General features: G+C 71.3%; 21 protein-coding genes and 1 pseudogene. 10 read left to right on the top strand and 12 right to left on the bottom strand.

Going from position 1 to position 24,211, the window contains the following annotated elements; all coding sequences use genetic code 11:
• Position 1 precedes the first annotated feature (1 nt).
• The 6 genes from CDO81_RS16330 to CDO81_RS16305 all read left to right on the top strand — a co-directional run bounded on the left by CDO81_RS16330 (position 2) and on the right by CDO81_RS16305 (position 6,828).
• Positions 2 to 2,341 (top strand): winged helix-turn-helix domain-containing protein, encoded by a 2,340-nt coding sequence (locus CDO81_RS16330; RefSeq protein WP_088484285.1) that lies wholly within the window; start codon positions 2 to 4, stop codon positions 2,339 to 2,341.
• Positions 2,342 to 2,373: 32 nt separating this feature from the next.
• The gene (gene proC / locus CDO81_RS16325) at positions 2,374 to 3,186 is read left to right on the top strand and encodes a pyrroline-5-carboxylate reductase (RefSeq protein WP_088484284.1); all 813 of its coding nucleotides are present in this window, start codon (positions 2,374 to 2,376) and stop codon (positions 3,184 to 3,186) included.
• Positions 3,187 to 3,729, top strand: a complete 543-nt coding sequence (locus CDO81_RS16320; protein ID WP_088484283.1) for a chorismate--pyruvate lyase family protein — start codon at positions 3,187 to 3,189, stop codon at positions 3,727 to 3,729.
• A 278-nt stretch (positions 3,730 to 4,007) separates the two neighbouring features.
• The gene (locus CDO81_RS16315) at positions 4,008 to 4,556 is read left to right on the top strand and encodes a hypothetical protein (protein ID WP_088484282.1); all 549 of its coding nucleotides are present in this window, start codon (positions 4,008 to 4,010) and stop codon (positions 4,554 to 4,556) included.
• A 156-nt stretch (positions 4,557 to 4,712) separates the two neighbouring features.
• The gene (locus CDO81_RS16310) at positions 4,713 to 5,816 is read left to right on the top strand and encodes an HPP family protein (RefSeq protein ID WP_241517034.1); all 1,104 of its coding nucleotides are present in this window, start codon (positions 4,713 to 4,715) and stop codon (positions 5,814 to 5,816) included.
• Positions 5,806 to 6,828: a Gfo/Idh/MocA family protein gene (locus CDO81_RS16305; protein ID WP_088484280.1), complete on the top strand. Its 1,023-nt coding sequence runs from the start codon at positions 5,806 to 5,808 to the stop codon at positions 6,826 to 6,828. The genes CDO81_RS16310 and CDO81_RS16305 overlap by 11 nt, the downstream gene beginning before the upstream one ends.
• A gap of 57 nt (positions 6,829 to 6,885) precedes the next feature.
• On the opposite strand, the gene CDO81_RS16300 is transcribed toward CDO81_RS16305, so the two are convergent.
• From CDO81_RS16300 to ubiA, 3 genes are all read right to left on the bottom strand, one after another.
• Complete coding sequence (locus tag CDO81_RS16300) at positions 6,886 to 8,529, bottom strand: S41 family peptidase (RefSeq protein ID WP_088484279.1); 1,644 nt, start codon at positions 8,527 to 8,529, stop codon at positions 6,886 to 6,888.
• 146 nt (positions 8,530 to 8,675) lie between these two features.
• Positions 8,676 to 9,449 carry a substrate-binding periplasmic protein gene (locus CDO81_RS16295; RefSeq protein WP_088484278.1) on the bottom strand — a complete coding sequence of 258 codons (774 nt, stop codon included), beginning with the start codon at positions 9,447 to 9,449 and terminating at the stop codon, positions 8,676 to 8,678.
• Positions 9,449 to 10,354, bottom strand: a complete 906-nt coding sequence (gene ubiA, locus CDO81_RS16290) for a 4-hydroxybenzoate octaprenyltransferase (protein ID WP_088484277.1) — start codon at positions 10,352 to 10,354, stop codon at positions 9,449 to 9,451. Before ubiA ends, CDO81_RS16295 begins: the two co-directional genes overlap by 1 nt.
• Positions 10,355 to 10,436: 82 nt before the next feature.
• On the opposite strand from ubiA, the gene CDO81_RS16285 reads away from it, so the two are divergent.
• Positions 10,437 to 10,862 carry an OsmC family protein gene (locus CDO81_RS16285; protein ID WP_088484276.1) on the top strand — a complete coding sequence of 142 codons (426 nt, stop codon included), beginning with the start codon at positions 10,437 to 10,439 and terminating at the stop codon, positions 10,860 to 10,862.
• A gap of 66 nt (positions 10,863 to 10,928) precedes the next feature.
• The gene (locus CDO81_RS16280) at positions 10,929 to 11,633 is read left to right on the top strand and encodes a glutathione S-transferase N-terminal domain-containing protein (RefSeq protein WP_088484275.1); all 705 of its coding nucleotides are present in this window, start codon (positions 10,929 to 10,931) and stop codon (positions 11,631 to 11,633) included.
• Between the two features lie 6 nt (positions 11,634 to 11,639).
• On the opposite strand, the gene CDO81_RS27665 is transcribed toward CDO81_RS16280, so the two are convergent.
• The gene (locus tag CDO81_RS27665) at positions 11,640 to 12,992 is read right to left on the bottom strand and encodes an aminotransferase class I/II-fold pyridoxal phosphate-dependent enzyme (RefSeq protein WP_158218311.1); all 1,353 of its coding nucleotides are present in this window, start codon (positions 12,990 to 12,992) and stop codon (positions 11,640 to 11,642) included.
• A gap of 123 nt (positions 12,993 to 13,115) precedes the next feature.
• Here CDO81_RS27665 and CDO81_RS27660 point away from each other — a divergent pair, with 123 nt between their 5' ends.
• Entirely contained in the window at positions 13,116 to 14,393 is a 1,278-nt protein-coding gene (locus CDO81_RS27660; RefSeq protein WP_144397278.1) for a DUF1444 domain-containing protein, read from the top strand.
• A 6-nt stretch (positions 14,394 to 14,399) separates the two neighbouring features.
• Here the strand turns inward: CDO81_RS27660 and CDO81_RS16270 are convergent, their stop codons facing one another.
• The 3 genes and pseudogenes from CDO81_RS16270 to cueR all read right to left on the bottom strand — a co-directional run.
• Entirely contained in the window at positions 14,400 to 15,293 is an 894-nt protein-coding gene (locus tag CDO81_RS16270; protein WP_088484273.1) for a DUF2145 domain-containing protein, read from the bottom strand.
• Complete coding sequence (locus CDO81_RS16265; protein ID WP_088484272.1) at positions 15,290 to 15,760, bottom strand: hypothetical protein; 471 nt, start codon at positions 15,758 to 15,760, stop codon at positions 15,290 to 15,292. The genes CDO81_RS16270 and CDO81_RS16265 overlap by 4 nt, the downstream gene beginning before the upstream one ends.
• Before the next feature lie 45 nt (positions 15,761 to 15,805).
• A pseudogene (gene cueR, locus CDO81_RS16260) lies at positions 15,806 to 18,430 on the bottom strand (Cu(I)-responsive transcriptional regulator); the annotation flags it as partial.
• A gap of 136 nt (positions 18,431 to 18,566) precedes the next feature.
• Between cueR and CDO81_RS16255 the strand changes: the two are divergent.
• Complete coding sequence (locus tag CDO81_RS16255) at positions 18,567 to 19,748, top strand: serine hydrolase domain-containing protein (protein WP_088484270.1); 1,182 nt, start codon at positions 18,567 to 18,569, stop codon at positions 19,746 to 19,748.
• 41 nt (positions 19,749 to 19,789) lie between these two features.
• On the opposite strand, the gene CDO81_RS28490 is transcribed toward CDO81_RS16255, so the two are convergent.
• From CDO81_RS28490 to CDO81_RS16235, 5 genes are all read right to left on the bottom strand, one after another.
• A complete protein-coding gene (locus CDO81_RS28490; protein ID WP_206602118.1) occupies positions 19,790 to 20,653 on the bottom strand; it encodes a GFA family protein in 864 nt (287 codons plus the stop codon).
• A gap of 559 nt (positions 20,654 to 21,212) precedes the next feature.
• Positions 21,213 to 21,497, bottom strand: a complete 285-nt coding sequence (locus tag CDO81_RS16245; RefSeq protein ID WP_088484269.1) for a hypothetical protein — start codon at positions 21,495 to 21,497, stop codon at positions 21,213 to 21,215.
• A gap of 72 nt (positions 21,498 to 21,569) precedes the next feature.
• A complete protein-coding gene (locus tag CDO81_RS16240) occupies positions 21,570 to 22,871 on the bottom strand; it encodes a response regulator (protein WP_088484268.1) in 1,302 nt (433 codons plus the stop codon).
• Between the two features lie 121 nt (positions 22,872 to 22,992).
• Positions 22,993 to 23,130, bottom strand: coding sequence for a hypothetical protein (locus CDO81_RS28135; protein WP_158218310.1), 138 nt, complete (start codon positions 23,128 to 23,130; stop codon positions 22,993 to 22,995).
• A 104-nt stretch (positions 23,131 to 23,234) separates the two neighbouring features.
• The gene (locus CDO81_RS16235; RefSeq protein WP_088484267.1) at positions 23,235 to 24,134 is read right to left on the bottom strand and encodes a helix-turn-helix domain-containing protein; all 900 of its coding nucleotides are present in this window, start codon (positions 24,132 to 24,134) and stop codon (positions 23,235 to 23,237) included.
• Positions 24,135 to 24,211: the final 77 nt, after the last annotated feature.

The raw sequence follows: 24,211 nt of genomic DNA, 5'->3' as shown, positions 1-24,211 counted from the left end.
TATGCAGCCATTCAACCCGGGGGGTGACGTGCGATCGACGGAGCCGGACGCTTCGCAGGCGCCCGCGGAACAGTGGCTCATCGGTGACTGGCTGGCCGACAGCCGGCTGGACGAGCTGCGCCGGGGCGACGAGATCGTGAAGATCGAGCCGCGCAACATGCGCCTGCTGGCCGCGCTGGCCCAGCGCCCGGGTGAGGTGCTGACGGTCGACGAGCTGCTGACCGAGGTCTGGGCCGATCTGGTCGTGACCCAGAGTTCGGTCTACCAGGCGGTGTCTCAGTTACGCCAGGTGCTCGGCGACGACGCCAGCCGCCCGCGCTACATCGCCACGGTGCCGCGCAAGGGCTACCGGCTGGTGGCGGTGGTGCAGCCGGTGCGGGTGCCGCGGGCACCGGTGCCAGCCGAGCCAGCGGCAGCGGCACCGGTCCAGCCGCCGGCAGTCAGCCCGGCGCCCCAGCCGGCGGAGGTGGCGGCGCGCACATCGCAGCCTGGTCCTCGCCGGCGCGGCTGGCTGCTGGGCGGCGGCTTGACCGCGCTGGCGGCCGCCGGCGGCGCGGTGTGGTGGTGGCCCCGCGCCGCGCAGATGCCGCCTGACCAGGTGCGCCTGGCGGTGCTGCCCTTCAAGGACACCTCGGCGCACAAGCTCGAGCAGCCGCTGGCCGAGGGCCTGGCCGAGCAGGTCATTGGCGCGCTGACCGCGCACGGCCAGGTGCGCGTGCTGGCGCGAGCGACCTCCTTCCAGTTCGACAGCCCCGATGCGCTGCAGCCGCTGGCCGAGCAGCGCTTCGTGACCCATGTGCTCGGCGGCGAGCTGACGCGTTCGGCACAACGGGTCAGCCTGAGCCTGCACCTGCACGGCCTGCCGCGCCTGCGACTGGTCTGGCAGCAGGCGTTGGAGGTCGAACTGGCCGACCTGAGCCGGCTGGCGGTGCAGGTGGCCAACCAGGCGCTGCAGGCGCTGGGCGCGACGCCGGTGGCGCGGGCGACACCCCCCGCGGCGCCGGATGCCTACGAGCTCTACCTGACCGGCCTGCAGCACCAGCGCAGCGCGCAGCTGCCGGGCATCCTGAAGGCACGCGAGTATTTCCAGCGGGCCATCGATCGCGATGCCGGTTTCGCGCCGGCCTATGTCGGCCAGGCGGCGACCTGGATCGCCCAGTTCCACTACGGCGGCGGCCTGTCCCTGCGCGACATGGACGCCCGCGCGCAGCCCCTGATCGACCGCGCCCTGCAGCTGGCCCCCGACCTGCCGCTCGCCCAGGGCCTGCAGGGGCATCTCAAGGCCAACCTCAGCCTGCACGACGAGGCCCGGCGCTGGTTGGCGCCGGCCCTGCAGCAGTCGCCCAGTGACGTGACCCTGCTCGGCTGGATGGCCAAGAACGAGATGGACGACGGGCGCCCGGTGGCGGCCCTGCCGCTGTTGGAGCGGGCGGCGCAGCTCAGCCCGCTTGCGGTGCAGGTGCAGCATCTGCTGGGCCTGGCGGCCACCTACGCCGGCCGCTTCGACGCCGCTCAGGCCCATTACCGACGTGCCATGACGCTGGCGCCCCGGCATGCCAATGGCGCCTGGGGCCTCGGGCTGGTGGGCTACGCCCGCGGCCAGCTGGGCGAGGCGGTGCAGGGCTACCGCAAGGCGCTGGTGATCGATCCGCGCCGCGATGCGCTGTGGCTGCAGCTGGGCTGGCTCTACCTTGACCTCGGGCTGGCCGACGAGGCGCGCCATGCCTTCGCGCAGAGCGAGTCGCTGGCCGCCCACCCGGCGGAATCGCGGCTGGGCGCTGCACGCCTGCAGCTGGCCGACGAGGCCGCGCTGCGCCGCACGCTGGAAGGCCTGAAGTTGCCCGCCAGCGGTGCGCGCGAGTTGGAGATCGAGACGGCCCTGCTGTGGGTTCAGCTCGGTGACCTGTCGCGCGCTCGGCGCCTGTTCGAGCCCGCCGTGGGGCTGATGCTGTCCGACCCGCTGCCCGCCTGGGGCAACTGGGATGCCTTCAATGGGCGCCATGCGCTGATCGATGCCGCGGCGGTGTGGGTGGCCCTGGGGGAGTCAGCGCGCGCCGAGCCGCTGCTCGCCCAGGCCGAGACCTTCCTCAAGCGCTATCGCCAGCAGGGCAACACCTGGCACACCGGGCCCTTCCTGCGCGCCCGCATCGAAGCCCTGCGCGGGCGGCCGCAAGCGGCGGCGGCGTTGCTGGAAGAGGCGGTCAACCTGGGTTGGCGGCGGGCCTGGACGGTGCCGCATGACCCGGCCCTGGCCAGCGTGCGCGAGCTGCCGCGCGTGGTGGCGCTGCAGTCGCAGGTCAGGCAGCAGGTCGAGGCGCAGCGGCGGGCGCTGATCGTCTAAGCGCCTGCTGAACAAGCCCTAGACTGCCGCCCATGGCTTCTTCCCTGGCATTCATCGGCGGCGGCAACATGGCCGGCGCCATCCTCGGCGGCCTGCTGCGTGCGGGCCAGGTCAAGGCGAACGACGTCATCGTCGTGGAACCGCACGAGGCGCAGCGCGACAAGCTGCGCGCCGACCTCGGCATCGAGGCCCTGCCCGCAGGTGACGCCTCGCTGGCCCAGGCTGGCACCATCGTCTGGGCGGTCAAGCCTCAGCTGTTCACGGCCGCGGCCGAACCGTTGCAGGCTTGGTTGGCGCACGCCTTGCATCTGTCGGTCATGGCCGGCATCCCGTCGGACAGCCTGGCGCGTGTGACGGGCAGCGAGCGCGTCGTGCGCAGCATGCCCAACACGCCAGCCCTGATCGGCAAGGGCATCGCCGGCCTGTATGCCCGGCCGTCGGTGTCGGCCGACGAGCGGGCGGCGGTGGAGCGACTGCTCAAGCCGACCGGGCAGACCCTGTGGGTGGACCGCGAGGACGACCTGGATGCGGTCACCGCGCTGTCGGGGTCGGGGCCGGCCTATTTCTTCTTCTTCGTCGAGGCCATGATGGCCGCGGCCGTGGACATGGGCCTGACCGCCGAGCAGGGCCGGCGCCTGGCGCTGGCCACCTGCGGTGGTGCCGCGGCGCTGGGCCTGCGCTCCGATGAATCGCCCACCACCTTGCGCGAGCGGGTCACGAGCAAGGGCGGCACGACGCATGCGGCGATCACGTCGCTGCAGGCAGACGGTGTGGACGCCGCCATCCGCCGTGCGGTGCGCGCAGCTCAGCAGCGCGCGGCGGAACTTGGCCGCGAGTTCGGCTGAGTGGGCATCGCCACCCGCGACAGCCTGCGTGACTGGCTGCGGGCGCCGGGCTCGCTGAGCCGGCGTCTGGCGCGTCTGGGCGAGCGCTTCGAGGTGCAGGTGCTGCGCCAGGGCGTGGCGCCGTTCCGTGCGCTGGAACGTGCGGCGCTGGGCCTGCCACCGCGCGGGCTGACGCTGGTGCGGGAGGTCATCCTGCGGGTGGACGGCCAGCCGCTGGTCTGGGCACGTTCTGCGGTGCATCAGCGCGCCACCACCGGCCCCTGGCGCGCTCTCAAGGGCCTGGGCGCCCGGCCGCTGGCGCATCTGCTGTACGACGACCCTGCCATCAGCCGCAGCGAACTGCAGCCCCGCCGGCTGGCCCGGCATGGCCACACCCGGCGGCATGCCGAGCGGCAGTGGCTGGCGGCCACCGGGGCGCCAGCCTCGGCGCAGATGCTGTGGTCGCGCAATTCCGTCTTCACCCGCGGCGGCGCGCAATTGCGGGTGATGGAACTGTTCGCACCCGAGCTGGCCCGGGCCCGGCCGGGGCGCCCGAGACGCTAGATCTGAGCGGCGGCCCGTCGCTGGTCGCCAGGTGGACTGTGGTGCGGACGCTGCAATCGATTGCGGTGTTTTCCCGCAGTTAACGCTGTCATTCGCCGCATTCGGCCGTCATTCGCTGTCTGAGAGCTGACTGAATTCCCATGAATGTGTGTTGGCAAAGTCATAAATTCGCAGCCGACGAATAAACGCTCATAAACTCCATCCGCATCAGGGAGACGTTAGTAACCAGACCGGCCAGCAACTGGGGCACAGGCCGGCGTAGCGAATGGGGATAGAACATGAACACGCGAGACGTGGTGATCTTCAGCGGCGAACGCTTCGTCGTGCCGCAATGCATTCAAAGGATCGACCACTTGTCGACCCACGGCTGGCAGCTGCGTTATGGCGGCACCAAGCTGTATTCCGATCACAGCCAGGATGGCAGCGGCGCGCGCAAGGCGCTGGCGCTGGCCACCAAGGAGCTGCTCAAGCGCATCGCCACGATGCCGGCACCGTCGCGGCTGCGCCGCACGCCGAGCCGCAAGAAACAAAGCGACCTCCCCTCCGGCATCTCCGGGCCCATCGTGCGCCAGCGCGCGGGCAGCCGGGTGCGCGACTGCAGCTTCGCCGTGACCCTGCCGCGCTTCGGCGACACGCCGCTGGCCCGCAGCGTCTACATCGGCACCGAGAACACCTACACGGTCGAGCGTTACCAGGAAGCCCTGCAGCGCGCCATCGCGCTGCGCGAGAAGGCCGAAGCCGCCTACCAACGCGCCGCGACCAAGGCGCGCCGCGCCGAGGCGCTGGTGCTCAAGGCCAAGCTCAACGGCCTGCTCAGCAAGGCCTGACCGCAAGGCGGGTCATTTCGTGAGCCGCATCCCGGCGGCATGAAACCCGGTTGATCCGGCGCGAGCGCCGGCGGCAGACACAATCGGCGGCCCGGCTTCCGGGCGCGTGCCGTCGACCTGTCTCCCGCCTTGCTCTCCGACCACCTCCGACCCTGGTTGAACGCCCTGCGGCCCGCGCCGCAGGCGGTCAACACGCGTGAGCGCCTGCGGGTCGTGCTGGGGGCGGCGCTGGGTCTGCTGCTCGCGGGCGGCTTGAGCCATGCGCTCATGCCGGCCAGCCTGCCGTGGCTGGTCGCGCCACTCGGCGCCAGTGCGGTGCTGGTGTTCGGTGTGCCGGCCAGCCCGCTGGCGCAGCCGTGGGCCGTGGTGGGCGGCAACACGGTGTCGGCGCTGGTGGGCATCGCCTGCCTGCGCTGGCTGCCGCTGCCGCCGTTTGCGATCGCTGCCGTGGCGGTGGCGCTGGCCATCGGGCTCATGTTCCTGCTGCGCTGCCTGCATCCGCCGGGCGGCGCGGCCAGCCTGCTGATGGTGCTGAGCGCCACACAAGACTGGCATTTCGCCTTCGAGCCGGTGGCCCTCAATTCGCTGCTGCTTGTGCTCGCGGGCATGGCCTACAACAGTCTCACCGGTCGGCGCTACCCGCATGCCCAGCAGGCCGCCGTGATGCCGGCCGGCGCGCAGGTGGCGCCACCGCGCTTCGGCGAGGCGGAGCTCGATGCGGTGCTGGTTCGCTACAACCAGGTGCTGGACGTGCCGCGCGATGACCTGGCCGATCTGCTGCACGAGGCCGAGTTGCTGAGCTACCGCAACCGCCTGGGCGGCCTGCGCTGCCGCGACATCATGAGCAGCCCCGTCATCACGGCCGAGTTCGGCACGCCGCTGGCCGAAGCGTGGGCCCTGCTGCAGCAGCACCGCATCAAGGCCCTGCCGGTGGTGGACCGGGTGCAGCGCATCACCGGCATCGTGACCCGGGCCGACTTCATGCGCGCCGCCGAGGCCGACCGGCGTGACGGCCTCGCGGGGCGGCTGCAGTCCCTGCTCAAGCCTTCGCCCGGCACGCATTCGACCAAGCCCGAGGTGGTCGGCCAGATCATGAGCCGCCAGGTGCGCGTGGCCAGCGCCGACCGGCCGATTGCCGAGCTGGTGCCGCTGTTCTCGGCCACCGGCCATCACCACATTCCCATCGTCGGCGAGCAAGCCCGGCTCGTCGGCATCCTGACCCAGTCCGACCTCGTGAAAGCGCTCAGCCATGGCCCCTGACTCCACTCCTGCCTTTCGTTGGGCCGTGATCGGCCCGGGCGGCATCGCCAACCGGTTCGCCGGCGCGCTGCCGGCGGTGCCGGGCGCCCGGCTGTCAGCCGTCTTTGCCCGCGACGCCTCCAAAGGCCAGGCCTACGCGAACCAGTGGCAGCGCGAGGGCGAAGCGCCAGCCCGCGTGACCACGGTGCTGGCGGAGGTCCTCGGCAGCGACGAGGTCGATGCGGTCTACATCGCCACCCCCCACTCCTACCACGGCGAGTACGTGCGCGCCGCGCTGGAGGCCGGCAAACCGGTGCTGTGCGAGAAGCCGCTCGTCACCACCCATGCCGAAGGCCAGGCCCTGGTGACCCTGGCCCGCTCGCGGGGTGTGTTCCTGATGGAAGCCCTGTGGACGCGCTTCCTGCCCGCGTATGACGTGGCGGCCCGCCTGCTGCAGGATGGTGCCATCGGTGAGCTGCGCGCGATGCAGTCGAGCTTTTGCTTCTCGTCGGTCTACAACCCGGAGCATCGGCAATGGAACCCGGCGCTGGCCGGCGGTGCGCTGTGGGACATCGGCATCTACAACCTTGCCGTCACGCGCTGGGTGCTGCAGCAGATGAACGGCGGCGTCTGCCCCGAGCCCGAGGCGATGAACATCCAGGCTCAGCTCGCGCCGACCGGCGTGGATGCGGTCGTCAACGCCACGCTGGTCTTCCCGGGAGGCGTGACCTCGCAGTTCCGTTGCGGATTCGATGCGTCGTCGGTGAACAGCTTCGAGGCCCTGGGCTCCAAGGCCGCTCTGCGTTTCCCGACGGACTTCTGGCAGGCGGAGGCGATGGAGCTGGTCACCCGCAAGGCGCCGCCCGAGCGGGTGGCGGCGCCGTTTGTGATCAACGGCTTCGAGGGCGAGATCGCCGAGGCGCAGGCCTGCATCCGCGCGGGCTGGGTCGAGAGCCCGCGCATGCCCCATGCCGAGACGCTCGCGCTGCTGGCCTGGATGGACGCGATCCGGGCGCGCTTCCCGAAGGTGTGAAGCCGCAGCCTTGAGGCTGCGGCGCTGGGCGCGCGGGTTTCACGCCTCGGGCAGGGCTTAGCGCGACGTTAGCGGCAGGCGCAGGCGGTTGTTGCGCGCCGGATGGCGGACGGACAGCAGCGGCGCGGCATCGGTGGCCGCTTGGGCGCGCACGCCGGCCGAGCCTTGCGGGCGCGCCGGGCATTGGCCGGTGCTGGTGTGGTTGAGCGCGGCGGCCAGCATGGCCTCTTGCGTGTCGCCCAGGGCGTGGTCGAGGTCGTCGTCCACCACACAGCCGTTCACCAGGCGTTGCGACGTGCCGATGCCGGGCTCGAAGCCATCGGCATAGTCCCCGAAGCCCTTGGCGTTGACGCCGGCGAACTCGATCGGGAAGTAGCTGATGCCGCAGTTGTCCTTGGCCGTGAAGCCATAGGGCTTGCCGCAGGTCTTGCCGCCGATCAGCACCACGTCGACATTCACGCCGCGCAGGCCGTTGATGATGGCCTCGCTGGCCGAGCAGGTGCCGGACTGGGCCAGCACATAGACCCGGCTCAGGTTGAGCGTCGGCAGCGGCTTCACATCGGTGCACAGGCCGTTTACGGCGATACAGGAGTCGCTGTAGAAGGGGGTGGTTTCGTTCTCGCTGCTGCGCTTGGCGTTGTACTTCAGCGTCTCGAACGCTTGGCCGGCGGTGCGCGTGGTGCCGGCGATCATGGTGGCCAGCTCACTGGCGATGAACAGGTAGCCACCGCCGTTGTAGCGCAGGTCCAGCACCAGCTCCTTGATGCCTTGCGCCTGGAAGCTGGAGATCGCCGTGATCAGCTGGCGCTCGGCCGGCAGCACATGGTCGTTGAAGACCAGGTAGCCGGCTCGCTGACCCGAAGGCAGGGTCAGCACGCGCGACTGCGGCACGGGTGTGCGGGTGATGTCGGCGCTGGTCAGGCTGGCCGTGAGCGCCGTGCCGCCGCGCTTGAAACTGAACGTGTGGCGGGCATCGCGGGCGTCCGGGAAGAGGGCGGCATTGAGCGCGTCCACACCGGCGGCGGTGGCGTCGTCGGCGCTGACACCGTCTGCGCTGACGAGCTCGTCACCACGCATCAGGCCTGCGGCGGCGGCCGGGCTGCCGGCCTCCACATAGGCGATGCGGATGCGGCGCGGCGGTGTGGAGGCGCCGAGCTTCCATTCAATGCCATAGCCGGCCTCGACCCCGCTCTGTGACAGCGCGTTCCACTTCTCGGTGGGGTAGGTGAAGCTGAAACGGTCGCGCAGCGCACCGGTGTCGGTGATGTTGCGGGACTTGAGCGCCTCGAAGTAGGCGTCCATGGAGGCATAGGTGTCGCCGAGGTTGTAGGCCGCCAGCGAGGGGTCGACCCGGGGCACCTCGTCGCGCCACAGATAGGCCTCGTCGAAATAGGCGCGCAGCCATTTCTTTTCGGTCGCCAGGGTGGCGGTGCGCTGGGCTGCGGGCGCCAGCGTGTTGGCCGCGGCGCATTGCTGGGCGAAGCTGCTGGAGGGGCCGGCAGGGTCGATGTCCGCGCTGCCGGATGAGCTGCCGCTGCTGCCTGAGGAACTACCCGAGGAACTGCCGGATGAACCGCTGGAGGACCCACTGGTGCCGCCCAGCGACGGCGAGCCGCTCGGGCCGCCGCCACCGCCGCAAGCAGCCAGAAGGCCGCACAGAACCATGGCCATCGCGGCGGTGCCGCGGATCGAAACTGACATCTGCAAACTCCCTGATTCACTGCATGGCGGTCGTTGCCGCCGGCCGTAGTTTAGGGAGGGCTGAGCAGGGGGCCGCTCCCTCCCCCTTTCCGGGGCTGACCGGGCCCAGGTTGGTGTGACGTACGCCGCAGCCTTGCAGCGCGGGCTCAGCGCACGTAACGCTTCTCGATGCGCCCGATGCTGCCGTCGCGCAGCATGCTGGCCAGTCCAGCATCCATGGCCGCGAGGCCGGCGGCGGCGCGGGGGCTGGCCTTGGCGAAGCCCATGTAGGTCGGCTCGGGATTGAAGTACTGCAGCGGCTGGCGCTCCAGCCGGTCTGCGAGGCCGAGCTGGCGGATCTCCCACAGCCCGACCAGGGCGGTCACGATGACCACGTCCGCCCGCTGGTGCTCGACCAGCTGCACGGCCGAGCCTACGTCGCGGGCGTGCTCGACCCGGCCTTCGACTTCGTCGAGCACAGGCTGCGGATAGATGTAGCCCGACCCCACGGCCAGTCGCAGCCCGCGCAGGTCTTGCAGCTTGTCCAGCTTCACCCCGGCGCCGCGCCGGGTGTAGAAGTGATAGTGCTTGCCGGCACGGTAGCTGGTGCTCCAGCGCAGGAAGCGGTCGCGCTCGGCGCTGTGGTTGACGGTGGTGGTGAAGTCCGCCAGACCGCGCTCCAGCATGAAGAGGACCCGCTTCCAGGGCACCCACTGCACCTCGACGCCGTCTCGCCAGCCGCCGCGGCGCAGGGCTTCGCGGGCGATGTCCACGTCCACGCCTTCGCCGCTGGCATGCCCTTGGGGATTCACCAGCGGCGGGTAGACCGTGTTGGCCAGCAGCAGCGGGCCGGTGGTGGCCGGTTCGGCCTTGGGCTGGGCGGTCGCCCAGCCCGGCAGCAGCAGCGAACCGCTGCTCAGGAAACGTCGCCGGGTGTCCATCAGCGCAAGGCCAGGTCCAGTGCGGTGCCCGCGAAGATCGCGAAGCCCACCCAGTGGTTGGCGCGGAAAGCGCGGAAGCAGTCATCGCGGCGGCGGTGCCGGATCAGTGTGAAGTGCCACACCGCCTGGGCCGCCGCGGCGGCCACGCCGAGCAGGAACCACCGCCCCAGGCCGAGCCGCAGGCTGAGGGCCGTCCACAGTGCCAGGTAGACGGCGTAGAAGGCCATGATGCCCGCCACATCCCAGCGGCCCAGCGCGATGGCCGAAGAGCGCACGCCGATTTGAAGGTCGTCGTCACGGTCGACCATGGCGTACTCGGTGTCGTAGGCCAGCACCCAGAACAGGTTGGCGACCAGCATCGCCCAGGCTGACAGCGGCACCGAGCGCAGGTGCCATTCGACACCGCCCAGCGCCGCCGCGAAGGCCATCGGGATGCCGAAGGAAAAGGCCACGCCCAGCACGGCCTGCGGCATGGCCAGCACGCGCTTGGCGAAGGGATAGGCGATGGCGACCGCCAGCGCCGCAAAGCTCAGCAGGATGGCCGGCGGGTTGGTCGTCAGCACGAGGCCGAAGGACACCAGGGCCAGGCCGGCGCCCAGCAGCAGGGCTTCCTTCACCGACACTGCGCCGGTCGTCACCGGGCGGGCTGCGGTGCGCTTCACGTGCCGGTCGAAATCGCGGTCGGCGACGTCGTTGATGCAGCATCCGGCGGAGCGCATCAGCACCGTGCCGAGGGTGAACACCGCCAGCAGGTGCCAGCCGGGGAAACCGTCCGCCGCGATCCACAGCGCCGACAGCGTCGGCCACAGCAGCAACAGCCAGCCGGCCGGGCGGTCCCAGCGGATGAGCTGCAGGTACAGGGCCAGGCGCGACGGTGGCGTGGCGGCGGGAGCGGTGATGGACATAGGGGGTATTGTGCTGCCGCGCGAAGCACCCGCCGCGGCATCATCCGCCGCAGGCGGTGCCCGGCCGCGCAGGAGTGCTCGCATGCAGATTTCAGCCCAGCTCCGCAACACCGCCAGTACCCATCATGTCAGCGTCACGACCGCGGGTCGCGCCCAGGCTCTGGCCATCGAGGGGCGTGCGGGTGGCGGCTCGGCCGTCAATGGCGGCGAGTTCCTCATGCTGGCTCTGGCCACCTGCTATTGCAACGATCTCTACCGCGAGGCCGCGCGCCTGGGCATCCCGTTGACCGAGGTCGAGGTGCAGGTCGTCGCGGATTTCGACGGCATCGGCCTGGCCGCACGCGACGTGCGCTACAGCGCCCGCCTCGTGTCCCCGGCCGCGCCGGCACTGATCGAACAGCTGCTCCATGAGACCGACGCCGTGGCCGAGGTGCACAACACCTTGCGGTCCGGGGCGCAGGTGCAGCGTCTGCCCTGGCCCGGCGAGGCCCTGCCACCCAGCGCATGACCTGTCCGTCGCAGGGCCAAGGCGGCCTGCCTACAGTCGGGCTTCCCTCGACACCGGCTGACCCCCATGACCGACCTCAGCGCCTTCCCCATCACCCAGAAATGGCCCGCCCGCCACCCCGATTTGCTGCAGCTGTACTCGCTGCCCACGCCCAATGGCGTGAAGGTGTCGATCGCGCTGGAGGAGACCGGCCTGCCGTACGAGCCGCACCTGGTGCGCTTCGATGCCAATGACCAGCTGAGCCCGGCCTTCCTGTCGCTCAACCCGAACAACAAGATCCCGGCCATCCTCGACCCCCACGGGCCGGATGGCCAGCCGCTGGCGTTGTTCGAGAGCGGTGCCATCCTGGTGTATCTGGCCAGCAAGACCGGCCAGCTGCTGCCCACCGACACCGCGCGGCGCTTCGAGGCGTTGCAGTGGCTGATGTTCCAGATGGGCGGCGTGGGGCCGATTTTCGGCCAGCTGGGGTTCTTCCACAAGTTCGCTGGCAAGGACTACGAAGACAAGCGCCCGCGCGACCGCTACGTGGCGGAGTCGCGCCGGCTGCTCAAGGTGCTCGACCAGCATCTCGCCGGCCGCGAGTGGCTGGTGGGCGACGAGTACGGCATCGCCGACATCGCCACCTTCCCGTGGGTCAACAACCTGATCGGCTTCTACGGCGCCGGCGAGCTGGTGGGTTATGCCGACTTCAAGCACGTGGACCGCGTGCTGCAGGCTTTCCTGGCGCGCCCCGCCGTGCAGCGGGGGCTCAAGATTCCGGCCCGCGACTGACCCCGCTCAAGACAACGACGTCAGCACCCGCGCGCGGCTCAGCGACTCGGCCACGATGCCGGCGGCGGTGCGGGCCAGCGCCGGCGTGTGGTCGGCCATCACCTGCATGCGCAGCCGGGCGCTGTTCAGCGACACCGCCGGGTACTCCACCAGATTGGCCAGCAGGCCGGCCTGGGCCATCTCGCGGCAGGCGATGCGCGCGAGCGCGTCCGGGCCCAGCATGACCGGCACGATGGGCGAGGGCTGGCCCAGTACCGTGATGCCCTGGGCGGTCAGCGCCCCGCGCAAGGCCAGGATGGCCTGCATCAGCTGCCCGCGGCGTTGCGCGCCTTCCTCGGACCGCACCAGCTTCAGGCAGGCGCGCACGACGGCCACCTGCACCGGCGACAGCGCGTTGGAGAAGGTGTTGGGCGCGGCGTAGAAGCGCAGGTACTCCTTGATCGCCGGGTCGTGGCTGGCCACGAAGCCACCGTTGGACGCAAAGGTCTTGGAGAAGGAACCCATCACCAGGTCCACCTGGCCGAGCAGCCCCTGCAGCTCCAGCTGCCCGCCGCCGCCCGCGCCCAGCGAGCCGAGGTCATGCGCCACGTCCACCATCAGCAGGGCGCCGTGTGCGCGGGCCAGGGCCTGCAGCCGGGCGATGTCGGGGGCGTCGGCGTCCATCGAGAAGCAGCCCTCGGTCACCACCAGGATGCCGTTGTGCGGATCACGCTGGCGCACCCGCTTGAGCAGGCGCTCGGCGTGGTCCACGTCCAGGTGGCGGTGCAGATGGATGTTGGGCGTGGCGGCGCGTGCGCCCTCGTGCAGGCAGTTGTGGGCGAGCTGGTCGATGATGATGTGGTCGCTTTCCCGCACCAGGCCCTTGATCGCGCCGAAGCCGGCGGCCCAGCCGGTCGGGAAGAGCAGCACTTCCGGCGTGCGCAGCAGCGCGCCGAGTTCTTGTTCGAGGGCGACGGTTTCCTCCACATTGCCGGCCAGGGCCGTGGAGCCGGCGCTGTGCACGCCGTAGCGCTCCATCGCCGCCTGCGCGGCGGCACACACCTGCGGATGCCGGGCCAGCGACAGGTACTCCTGCGACGAGAAGTTCAGCCCGGCGTGCCGCTGGCCGTCCAGCAGCGTGAGCTCGGCGGTGGCGCCTGGCCGGCCCCCCAGCCGTTTGGCGTAGGGGAACACGCCGCGCCGCACCCGGGTCTGCGCCCAGGCATGAAAGGCCTGGGCCTTGGCCGCGAGGTCGGTGCCCGGCTGTGTCAGGTAGTCGAAGGAAGAGCCGCGCAGCTCGGCACCGTCGCTCGTGGCTGCATCGCCTGCAGCGGCCATGGTCGCCGCTTCGGGTGCGGCAGGTTCCAGCAAGTCGTCCATGAAAGCCCCCAGGAACAGGTTGGTTGGTGTTGTGGGGGCGGACTGTGCGCAAGCCGGGCGGCCTTGCCATCCGCAGTTTTGTCGAGTGGGCATACTGGCGCGTCCTAGCTGCCCGTGTTGCCGATGCGCTGTCTCCTGCTGCTTGCTGCCTTCACACTGTCCACCGGGCTGGCCGGGGCCGCCGAGATCCGGCTTGGGTCCCTGTCGTTGGACTGGCCGGCGGGCTACACGCTCAAGTCCACGCAATCGCCTTTCGAGCTGGCCGGACCGGGCGGTATCAAGGCGCTGGTCACGGTCATGCGGCCCAAGCCCGGCGCCACCGCCACGGCGGAGTCGCTGGCAGGCCTGCAGGCGTCGGTCGAGGGGCTGCTGGCCACCAGCGCCGCGCAGGCGGGTCGCGTGGTGCTGCCGTTGGGCACCCAGTCTCTGCCAGACGGCACGCGGCTGCAGTTCATCGGCAGTGAGCGCTCGGGGCTGTTCCAGCGCAGCTTCCTGCTGCAGTACGCGCTGCTGTCGCGCAGCGGCGCGCTGGCGCTGGTGACGTTCGAGGGCTCCGGTGAGGCGGTGGCGGAGCACGACAGCCTGCTGGGGTTGTTCAGCACCACGCAATGGGTCAGCAGCGACGGCAGCCCGGCCGAGCAGGCGGCGTTCACGGAGCGGGTGGCGAGCTTGCTGCGCGCCCAGCTCGGCGAGGCTGCGGTGCACGTCACCGAACCGCTGACGCTGAAGGTCGGCGGGACGCAGGCCAACCTCGACCGCGTCAACGCCTTCTGCCGTGCCAACGCCGCCGGCTGCGACGCCGAGCTGGCGCGTTATGTGAGTGCGGTGGTGGACATGCAAAAGAACGCGGCGCTGCCGCCCACGCGCACGGCTTTGCGGGCCGTGGTGCGCCCGACCGCCTTCGCCGACGGAGCCGCCGGCTCGCTGGGCGGCCGCAGCAACTTCATCCGCCGGCCGCTGGTCGACGGCCTGGTGGCCCTGGTGATGCTGGATTCGCCCCGCAGTGCACGGCTGGTCAGCGAAGCGGATGCCCAGGCCCTGGGCCTGTCGGTGGATGACACCTACGCCGAGGCCCTGGCCCAGCTGCGCGGCCAGCTCTCGCCCATGGCCAAGGCGGCGCGGCCGGTGGTGGCGGGCCAGGTGGGCGCGCTCGAGGGCGATTTCTACGAGTCGGGTCGCGTGCTGCTGCATGACGACTGGGCATCGCTGGCCCGGGCGCAGAAAGGTGTGCTGGTGGTGGCCCTGCCGGCCAAGAACCTGCTGCTCTACGGTGCCGACGATTCGCCCGCAGGCCTGCAAGCCTTGCGCCTGCAGGCCCGTGACCTTGCCAAGCGCTCCCCCGCCCCCCTCACCGAGCTGCTGCTGCGCTGGACGCCCGAGGGCTGGCAGGCGCTGCGCTGAGACGCGTCAGAGCCAGGGGGTGACGCGGTCGCCCGGCTCGGGCCGGCAGCCGTCCGGCAGCGGCGGCCCCGCGGTGCGCAGCACGATGCCTTGCGGGCCGTGACAAAGCTCCACGCGCCGGGCCGCAGGCCAGCGGCGCTGCGCGAAGGCCTCCAGGCTGTCGGGCAGGCTGGTCTGCACCAGGCCGGCGTTCAGCAGCTCCTCCGGGTGATCATGGAAATGCAGCCAGGGCACGAAGCGCCCCGCCAGCATCAGCCAGGGCGAGGCCGGGACCGGGGCTGGCGCATAGCCCTCGGCGCGCAGCCAGGCCTGGGCATCCTCGCGACGGCGCACGCCGCTCAGCGCCGCGGCCAGCAGCTCGGCCACCCATTGGTTGCAGTTCTGGTAGCTGGTGCTGAAGGGATAGGCGTTGGCGCTGTAGCGGGCGTTCAACAGGCCCAGGGCGAGGGGGCGGTCGCGTGTGGCGTGGGCGAGCGGCTCGGCGGCCTCGGGCGGCAGCAGCAGCAGGCGCACATAGCCCACGGCGGGGTTGTCGCTGCCCACCACGAAGCCCGCCAGCCCTTGGTCGTACAGGCGCGGCTGGCGCTCCTGGCAGTCGTAGTAGAGCTGGCGCACGGCCCAGGGCAGGTCGAGTCCGTCGGCCAGGGCGACGGCGGCATGCGAATAGCGCAGCCCGAAGCGCGAGAGATCCGTGCCGGAACGGGCGATCAGCGCCGCCGCACTGCCCGAGCCGGCGAGCTGTTCGCGCACGACGGCCGCGAAGCGCAGCAGGCGGTCCTGCTGGCCCGCGTCGATCTGCAAGGGGCGGTCGCAGCCCTGGGGCAGCACCGAAGCTGCGTGGGCGGTGCCGACGGCCAGCCCGAGCGCCGCGCCAAGCGCCGCCGCGGCGCGACGGATCAAGACCCGGCCAAGGCGCTGACCGGGCTGACCGGGCCAACCGGGCGGGCCGCCAGCTCGCGGTGCCAGGCGTCTTCCAGCACCAGGTAGAACGCCCGGCCGGTGTCGGCATGGGCGAAAGCGATGCCGTAGGGCTGCGGCGTGGCCTGCACCTCGTCACCCACCTGCACCGGGCGCGCCGCCAGGGCTTGCCTGGGCAGGGTCAGCTCGACGGGCTCCGCGCCGTTGCGCTGCAGTGTGAGGCGCAGCTTGCCGGCCTCGGCCTGGGCCACGTCGGTGACGCGATAGCGGCCTTCGGCCCGGCGTTCGCCGCCGCTGCTGCTGCCGGACGACTGCTTCAGCGAATCGGACACGCTGCCCGACGAGGCCGAGCCGGCGCCGGCAGCAGACGAGACGAAGGAATCGGCCTGGGCGGCCGTGGTTGCAGCCAGCAGGGCAGCCAGCAGAGCGGCAGAAGGGACGCGTCGCATGGTGAGGCAGTGCAGAGTCAAGGCGCCAACGATAGCGCGGATGTGTCAGCGCTTTGTTACGGGCGCCGCCAGGGTGTCGAGGATGGGGCAGTCCGGTCGTTCGTCGCCGTGGCAGCACGCGATCAGCTCGGCCAGCGTGGCGCGCATCGCCTGCAGCTCGGCGAGCTTGGCGTCCAGCTCGGCCAGGTGGTTCTGGGCGAGGGCCCTCACTTCGCGGCTGGGGCGGGCGCGGTCTTGCCACAGGCCGAGCAGCGCCTGGATCTGGGCCAGCGAAAAGCCCAGGTCGCGCGAATGGCGGATGAAGCGCAGCAGGTGCACCTCGCGATCTGCGTAGACGCGGTAACCCGCGTCGGTGCGCGCCGGCGGGTCGACGAGGCCCAGGCTTTCGTAGTGCCGGATCATCTTGGCCGACACGCCCGAGGCGCGGGCCGCGTCGCCGATGTTCATGGCTGCACCCTCGGTCGCACTGCCACGCCAGCGCTTGAGCGTGAGCGCATTGGCCACTACGCTGACGCTGCTGAAGGCCATCGCCGCACCGGCGATGACCGGGTTGAGCAGGCCGAAGGCCGCCAGCGGGATGCCGACCACGTTGTACGCAAACGCCCAGAACAGGCCCTGGCGGATCTTGGCGTAGGTGCGGCGCGACACATCCAGCGCATCGGCCACCAGGCGCGGGTCGCCGCGCATCAAGGTGACGCCGGCGGCTTCGCTGGCCACGTCGGCCCCGCCGGCCATGGCAAAGCCCACCGAGGCTGCGGCCAGGGCCGGTGCATCGTTGATGCCGTCGCCCACGAAGGCCACCACCGCGCCGCCCTCGCGCAGCCCTTGCACCGCCGCAGCCTTGTCGCCGGGCAGCACTTCGGCGCGCACATCGGTGATGCCCAGGGCCCCCGCCACACTGGCAGCGGCGCTGCGGCTGTCGCCGGTCAGCATCACGGTGTGGATGCCGCGAGCCTGCAGCTGGGCCACGGCGGCGGCTGCGGTGTCTTTCAAGCGGTCGCCGAAGGCGAGCAGGGCCAGCGGCCGGTCACCCTCCACCAGCCACGACACGGTGCGGCCCTGCCCGGCCAGCCGGTCGGCCTCGGCCACCAGCGGCCCCCGGTGGGCGCCGAGTTCCTGCGCCAGCCGGGCGCTGCCCAGCGCGAGCGCGCGGCCCTGCACCCGGCCCTGCACCCCGCGGCCCGGCAGTGCGCGGGCATCCTCGGCGGTCAGCGGCGCCAGATCGCGCGCCTCAGTGAGCACGGCCAGGGCCAGCGGATGGCTGCTGCTGCGCTGCAGGGCGGCGGCCTGCTGCAGCACCTCGTCGCGCGTCAGGCCTTCGGCGGGACAGAGGTCGGTCAGCGTGGGCTGCCCCACGGTCAGGGTGCCGGTCTTGTCGAAGGCCACCACCGTGACCGCATGCGCCAGCTCCAGCGCTTCGGCGTCCTTGATCAGGATGCCCTGTCGGGCCGCCACACCGGTGCCGGCCATCAGCGTCGTGGGCGTGGCCAGGCCGAGCGCACAGGGGCAGGCGATGACGAGCACCGCGACCGCGTTGACCAGCGCGGCCTCGGCGTCGCCGTTGTGCAGCCACCAGCCGGCGAAGGTCAGCGCCGCACACACCAGCACCACCGGCACGAAGACGGCGCTCACGCGGTCCACGATGCGCTGGATGGGGGCCTTGGCCGCCTGGGCCGACTCCACCATGCGGATGATGCGCGCCAGTGCCGTCTCCGCCCCGATGGCCGTCGTGCGCACGGTGAGCGCGCCTTCGGCGTTGATGGCGCCGCCGGTCACGCGATCTCCGGGCGACTTGGCCACCGGCAGGCTTTCGCCCGTGAGCAGTGACTCGTCCACATGGCTGCGGCCGGTCAGGACCTCACCGTCCACCGGGATGCGGTCGCCCGGGCGGATGCTCACCACATCGCCCACGCGTACCTCCGCCACCGGCAGGTCCACTTCCTGCTCGCCGCGCAGCACGCGGGCCGTGGTCGGGCGCAGCGCGTTGAGCGCGCGGATGGCGTCGGTGGTCTGGCGCTTGGCGCGTTGTTCCAGAAACTTGCCGAGCAGCACCAGGGTGATGACGGCGGCCGAGCCCTCGAAGTACAGGTGAGCTTGGCCCGGGTGGCGCCACATCAGGAAGACCGACAGGCCGTACGCCGCCGAGGTGCCCAGGGCCACCAGCAGATCCATGTTGCCGCTGCCGGCCCTCAGCGCCTGCCAGCCGCCGCGGTAGAAGCGCGCGCCGAGCACGAACTGCACCGGCGTGGCCAGCAGCAGCTGCAGCCAGCCGGGCAGCATCCACATCGCCCCGAACAGGCCGCTGAACATCGGCAGCACCAGCGGCAAAGTCAGCAGGCCAGCCGCAGCCACCGGCCACCAGCCGCGTGGGTCGGGCGGTGATTCAGCGGGCGGCGGCGCGCTGGCCTCGACGACGGCGGCCGGGTACCCGGCCTGGTCGAGCGCGGCTTTCAGCGCCAGGGGCGGCACGTTCGGCAGAGCCTGAACGGTGGCCTTCTCGGTGGCCAGGTTGACGCTGGCAGCCTGCACGCCCGGCACGGCTTGCAGGGCCTTCTCGACCCGCCGCACACAAGAGGCGCAGCTCATGCCGCTGACTTGCAGCGTCACGTCATGCAGGGCGGATGGGCGTGGAAGGGGGGCGGTGGTGGCGGTCATGGCGAAGCTCGGCAGAGGCAGATGCAGGCATGCTCAGCCTTCCCATGGTGGGAAGGTCAAGAGTGTGCGCGCGATTGGCTCGCGATGGCCTGACGCCGGTCAACTGCGCTGCGAGCCCGTCAGGGCATCTCGGCCGCACCACAATGCGCGCATGCTGCCGACCCGACGACTCCTGTGCACCGCCAGCCTGTCCTTGGCGCTGGTTGCCACCGCTGCCGCTGCCGCGCCTGCTGCCTACTTCCCCCCGCGCGGCGATTGGGCCCGCGCCGACCCGGCCGCCGTGGGCCTGGACGCCGCCCGCCTGGCCGAGGCCGTGGCCTACGCGCAAGCGCACGAGAACCCGGCCCCGCGGGACCAGGCCCTCGCGCTGGCGCAGACCTTCGGCAAGGCCGAGCCCTATTTTGGCGGGCAGATCGGCCCGACGCGGGAGCGGGCAGCCGTCAACGGCCTCGTCATCCGCCGCGGCAAGGTGGTGGCCGAATGGGGCGACACCCGGCGTGTGGACATGAGCCACAGCATCACCAAGACCTTCCTGTCCACGGTGGTCGGCCTGGCCTGGCAGCAGGGCCTGATCCGCAGTACCGACGACCGTGTGGCCGATGCGATGCCGCCGGGCGTCGACCTGTTCACGTCACCCAAGAACGCGCCCATCACCTGGGAGCACCTGCTGCGCCAGACGAGCGACTGGCAGGGCACGCTCTGGGGCAAGCCCGACTGGGCCGACCGCCCGGTGGGCAAGACGCCCGAGGACTGGCCCAACCGCCCGGTGTACGAGCCCGGCGCCCACTACAAGTACAACGACGTGCGCGTGAACGTGCTGGCGTTGGCAGCCCTTCAGGTCTGGCGCCGCCCGCTGCCCGAGGTGCTGCGCGAGCAGGTGATGGACCCGATCGGTGCCTCCAGCCGCTGGCGCTGGCACGGTTACGACAACAGCTGGGTCGAGCTCGACGGTCAGCGCATGCAAAGCGTCAGCGGCGGTGGGCACTGGGGCGGCGGCATGTTCATCGACGCCTGGGACCTGGCGCGCTTCGGCTACCTGCACCTGCGCGACGGGCAATGGGCCGGCCGGCAGATCCTCTCGCCCGACTGGCTCGCGAAGGCCCGCACACCCGGCCCCGCCAATGCCGAGTACGGCTACTGCAACTGGTTCCTGAACACCGGTCGCAAGGCCCTGCCGTCGACGCCCGAGCGCAGCGTCACCTTCCGCGGCAACGGCCAGAACATCCTCTACATCGATCCCGACAACGACCTGGTCGTGGTGGTGCGCTGGATCGACAACGGGCCGGCGCTGGATGCCTTTCTCGGCAAGGTGGTGGCGGCGGTCAAGTCCTGAGGGCCGACGGTGATGGGTCCGGGCGACTCGCCGCCTCTGCCTCAATCCAGATAGGTCCAGCTCTCGGCCCCGTCGAAGCGGCGCACGGTCGTGCTCGCCAGCACCTGGGGGTCGAAGTTGGCCAGGTTCACGCCGTGGCGGCCTGCGCTGGCGTCGTTCAGCGGGTCCCAGTGGGTGACGCTGCCGCAGTGGGCGCAGCGCACGGTGGTGAGGGTCTTGTCACCCCAGGCATAGCCTTGCGTGTGCTCGGGGTGGCCCTCGATCACCACGCGGCCGACCGGGTAGTAGGCCCACGTGCCGCCAACTCGCCGGCACAGCGAGCAGTTGCAGCGCGTGGCGGTCTCCGGCAGCCAGGGCAGCGTGAGCCGCACCGCGCCGCAGTGGCAGCTTCCATGCAGCAGTCGACGGACCTCGGTCAGGCCGGTCAGTGCGTTCTCGGTGGAGCTGGCGCGCGGATCGTTCAGGGCGCGGCGCAGGGCCAGTGCCTGTTCAAAGCGTGCCTGCGCCTCGTCAAGCCGACCCTGCTCGACGAGGCTGCGGCCCCAGTGCTGCAGCACGAAGGCCTGCAGCCGTTGCCAGCCGCCGGCCTGCGACACCGCGAGCGCCTTCGCGAACACCGGCTCGGCTTCCGCGCGGCGGTCGCTGTACTGCAGCGCGGTGGCATAGGCGTTCCAGAACCAGCCAGCCGCCTCTTCATGGCTCAACGCCTCGGCGGCCTCGCCCGCCGGTTCCAGCAGCGTCAAGGCTTCGGCTTCCTGGCGCGCGGTGGTCAGCAGCGCCGCGAGGTCGGCCGTGGCATCCAGGCGTGCCAGCTCACCCTGAGCGGCGGCCAGCCGGGCCCGGTGCTCGGCGATGCTGGCCTCGTGGGCGGCGGGGTCGGGGGCGGTGAAGCGTTGGAAGGCCATGGGTGGGGCGGACGGCGACAACAGACGGCTGACGATACCGGCCCGCGCCTGTGCGGGAAAGCCATGCACGTAAGGTGCCCAGGCAGCAATCCTGTCTGCTGGGGCATCAGAGGTGGCGTGTGCGGGAGGTGTGTAGGACGGGTTTCGACCCTGAGCGGTCTGCCGATCCACGGAAATCGCGGCCGGAAAGCAGCCGTTAAATTGCTCGCTACGGCGACTCGTCGGGTCGCCCCCCCCCCTCAATGCTCCCCTGCATCGACCGGGATGGAAGCGGGCAGCGGGGCGGGCCTGATGCTCCATGTCCCCCGGTCTGCTGCGCGGCCCTCCTCCTTTACTTGCGCATCAGGCCCGCCCCACTGCCCGCTTGCGCGACACCCGGCTTGTTCGTCGAAGAAAACCGACGGTGCCTGAGTGGGACGCGGGGGGACGCAATTGCGAAGGTAAAGGAGGAGGGCCGCGCAGCAATTGCGTCCCCCCGCGTCCCACGGCCACCCCGACAAGCGTGGAAGCAGACCTCCGCAGCTGACCGCTCCTGGCCGAAAAGGGTCACGGATCAAGGTCACAGTTGCGAGCGGTCGCGAATGCCGTGGTCGTCAATGCGACAGCACCATCGCACATGTTCAGCCCAGCCCACTGAAGTATTGGCCTCGACGACACCGAATGCGACCAAGTCGTCTGGACGCCCCTCATCGTCGAAGTCGTCCATGTAGATGGCTACCTTAAGCCCTGCTCGTAGCGAGATCTGCTCGCCCGTCACCGCTACCTTGCTGTCCGCGGCAGAAAGCAGGACGAGATCAGGTTCGAGCATTTCGTTGAAGTCGACGTACAGCTCAGGGATGCCCATCGGGGTAGGCTACCTGAAAGGCGTCGGTCGCCAGGGGCTGCTCCTGGCCGACAGCCGCCCCAAGTTGCCGCCCTATGCCGGCACGCGCACCGCCAGGCGGGCGCGCTCGATGGCGGCGATCAGGGCTTCTTCGGAATAGGGCTTGCCGAGCAGCTGGGTCACGCCGGCGGCTTCGGCCTGTTCGCGCTTGTCGTCGGAGGAGGTGATCATCAGCACCGGCAGGTCGGACCACGCCGGGTTGGCGCGCACCTGGCGGGTCAGCTCGAAGCCGTCGATGCCGGGCATCTCGACGTCGGTGATGACGACGTGCGGGCGCTCGGCGGCCAGCAGTTCGAGCGCCTGCTCGCCGCTTTCGGCCAGGGCGACGCGGTAGGTCTGGCCGGTGAGCAAGCGGCTGATCTTGACGCGCACGATCTTGGAGTCGTCGGCCACGAGCACCAGGGTTTCGTCGGCACGCAGCTCGCGCGGGGCCGTGGCGGGCTGGGCGGCGGCCGCTGCCGCAGCAGCTTGCGCGGCCGCTTGTGCCGCAGCCGCTTCGGCGACGCGGCGAGCCTCGGCTTCGGCGGCTTCACGTTCGGCCTGCTCGCGCGCCACGCGCTCCGCTTCGGCCTGGGCTTCAGCGGCACGGCGGGCTTCGGCTTCGCGTGCAGCTGCCGCCTGGGCGAGCCGCTGTGCCTCGGCGGCGGCCCGGGCGGCTTCAGCTTCGGCAGCCTCGCGTTCGGCCTGCTCTCGGGCGAGGCGCTCTGCTTCGGCCTGGGCTTCAGCCACTCGGCGGGCCTCGGCTTCGCGGGCGGCGGCCTCTGCGGCCTGTCGCTCGGCCTCGGCGGCGGCCGCGGCACGGGCGGCCTCGGCTTCGGCCGCTTCGCGTTCGGCTTGCTCGCGGGCCAGGCGCTCCGCTTCGGCTTGAGCCTCGGCGGCGCGGCGGGCTTCAGCTTCACGGGCGGCAGCTTCCTCGGCCAAGCGCTCGGCCTCGGCCTCGGCGGCGGCACGGGCGGCTTCGGCGGCTTCCCGTTCGGCTTGTTCGCGGGCCAGGCGTTCGGCTTCGGCCTGGGCTTGTGCCTCGCGTGCCTCGGCTTCAGCGGCGCGGCGGGCGGCGTCGTCGCGCTCCGCTTGCGCGCGCTCGGCTTCGATGCGCTCTTCCTCGGCACGTTGCTCGGCCAGGCGTTGGTTCAGCGCTTCCTCGACCTCGCGCACCGCCTGCATGTCGGCGTCGGGCGTGGAGACGGGCGCGGTGGGCTCATCCTCCAGCCCGGTGGGGACGACGGTTTCACGATCCAGCTCGGCCTGGCGCTGACGGCGCCGGCTCAGCCCCCACAGCAGCAGCACGACGGCGACCGCCGCGGCGGCCAGGATCCAGATCAACAGCTCGTTCATCGTCAGGGAGCGAATGCAAGGTCAGGGTCGCACATCATCGCGCCCCGGCGTGTCGAGATCGCGAACGGGGCCGTCGATGGTGGCGAAGGGGCGACGTTTGTCACGCCGCGCGGGCCGGCGTTCAGCGCTGGGGCGGCGGCAGCTGGCTGGCCAGGCGCACGGGCGGGTCGCTGTCGACGGTCACGACCAGCGTCAGCACGACCGCCGCCACCGCCACGACCAGCGTGGCGATGAACGTGAAGCGGGGTGACGTGACCATGGCCGGCATGGTGCGCCTGTTCCCGCCGCGGTGGCCCCCCTAACTCGGATGTGCATCCTGACGACGTGCTGGCAGCAAGGCCGCGGCGCCAGCCGCTGCCGGCCTCATCCCGTGCTGCTGCGGCGCCACTGGCCGGGCGTCGCGCCGGTGCCCGCCTTCACCGCGCGGCTCAGGTGGCTGGCGTTGGCATAGCCGCAGGCGGCGGCGATGTCGGCCAGCGGCAGGCGGGTGGCGCGCAGCAGTTCGCGGGCGCTGGCCAGCCGCCGGGTGGCCACCCAGTCGTGCACGCTGCAGCCCAGGCTGATCCGGAACATGCGTGCGAAGTGGAATTCCGACAGATGCGCCTCGGCGGCCAGGCGCGGCAGGCTCAGGTCGCTGCTGTCCAGGTGGGCATCGACAAACGCCAGCACCCGCCGCCGGGCGACGCTGGACAGCCCGCCGGCCGGCTTCCCGGCGCGCTCGCGCTGCCTTGGCCGCGCCGCCTGCAGCACGAGGTGGTCGAGTGCGGCCTGGGTCAGCACGTCGGCCTGCAGGCGATCGGCGGGGTGGGTCCAGTCGAGCGCGGCCACGCCCTGGGCCCAGGCGGCGAGGGTGGCGTCCTGGCCGAAGATGCGCTGCTCCAGCGTCAGTGCGCGGGGCTCGGCATCCAGCAGGCGCACGATGCGGTCGGCCCAACTCGCCTCCGACAGGTAGAGGTGCACGAAGCGCAGCGGCCCGGCCACGTTCCAGCGGGATTCATGCTCGGCGGGCAGGATGCAGTGGCAGCCGGGGTGGCCGGTCTCGCGCGGTGTTTCGATGAGGTGGGTGTCGGTGCCGCCCTGCAGATAGACCGACAGCGTGTGGTGGCCCGGCCGCTGGTAGTCCATGCGGCCGCCCTGGTTGCGCCATTGCACGAGGCGCAGCGCACCCGGCAGCGCCAGTTCGCGCTCGCGGCGTGCGCTGGAGCGGCCCAGCACGTCGAAGACGGGCAGGTCAGCGGTGACGGCGGCGGTGAGGTCGGCCATGCCGAGATGCTAGGGCCGACCCGGGCGCCGTGCGTGGGGCGCGCGCAAGCAACCGCAGGAATATGCAATCGCCGCAC

Source organism: Roseateles puraquae, from assembly GCF_002205845.1.
Classification (GTDB): Bacteria; Pseudomonadota; Gammaproteobacteria; order Burkholderiales; family Burkholderiaceae_C; genus Pelomonas; species Pelomonas puraquae.
This window is presented reverse-complemented; position numbering and strand designations above follow the sequence as displayed.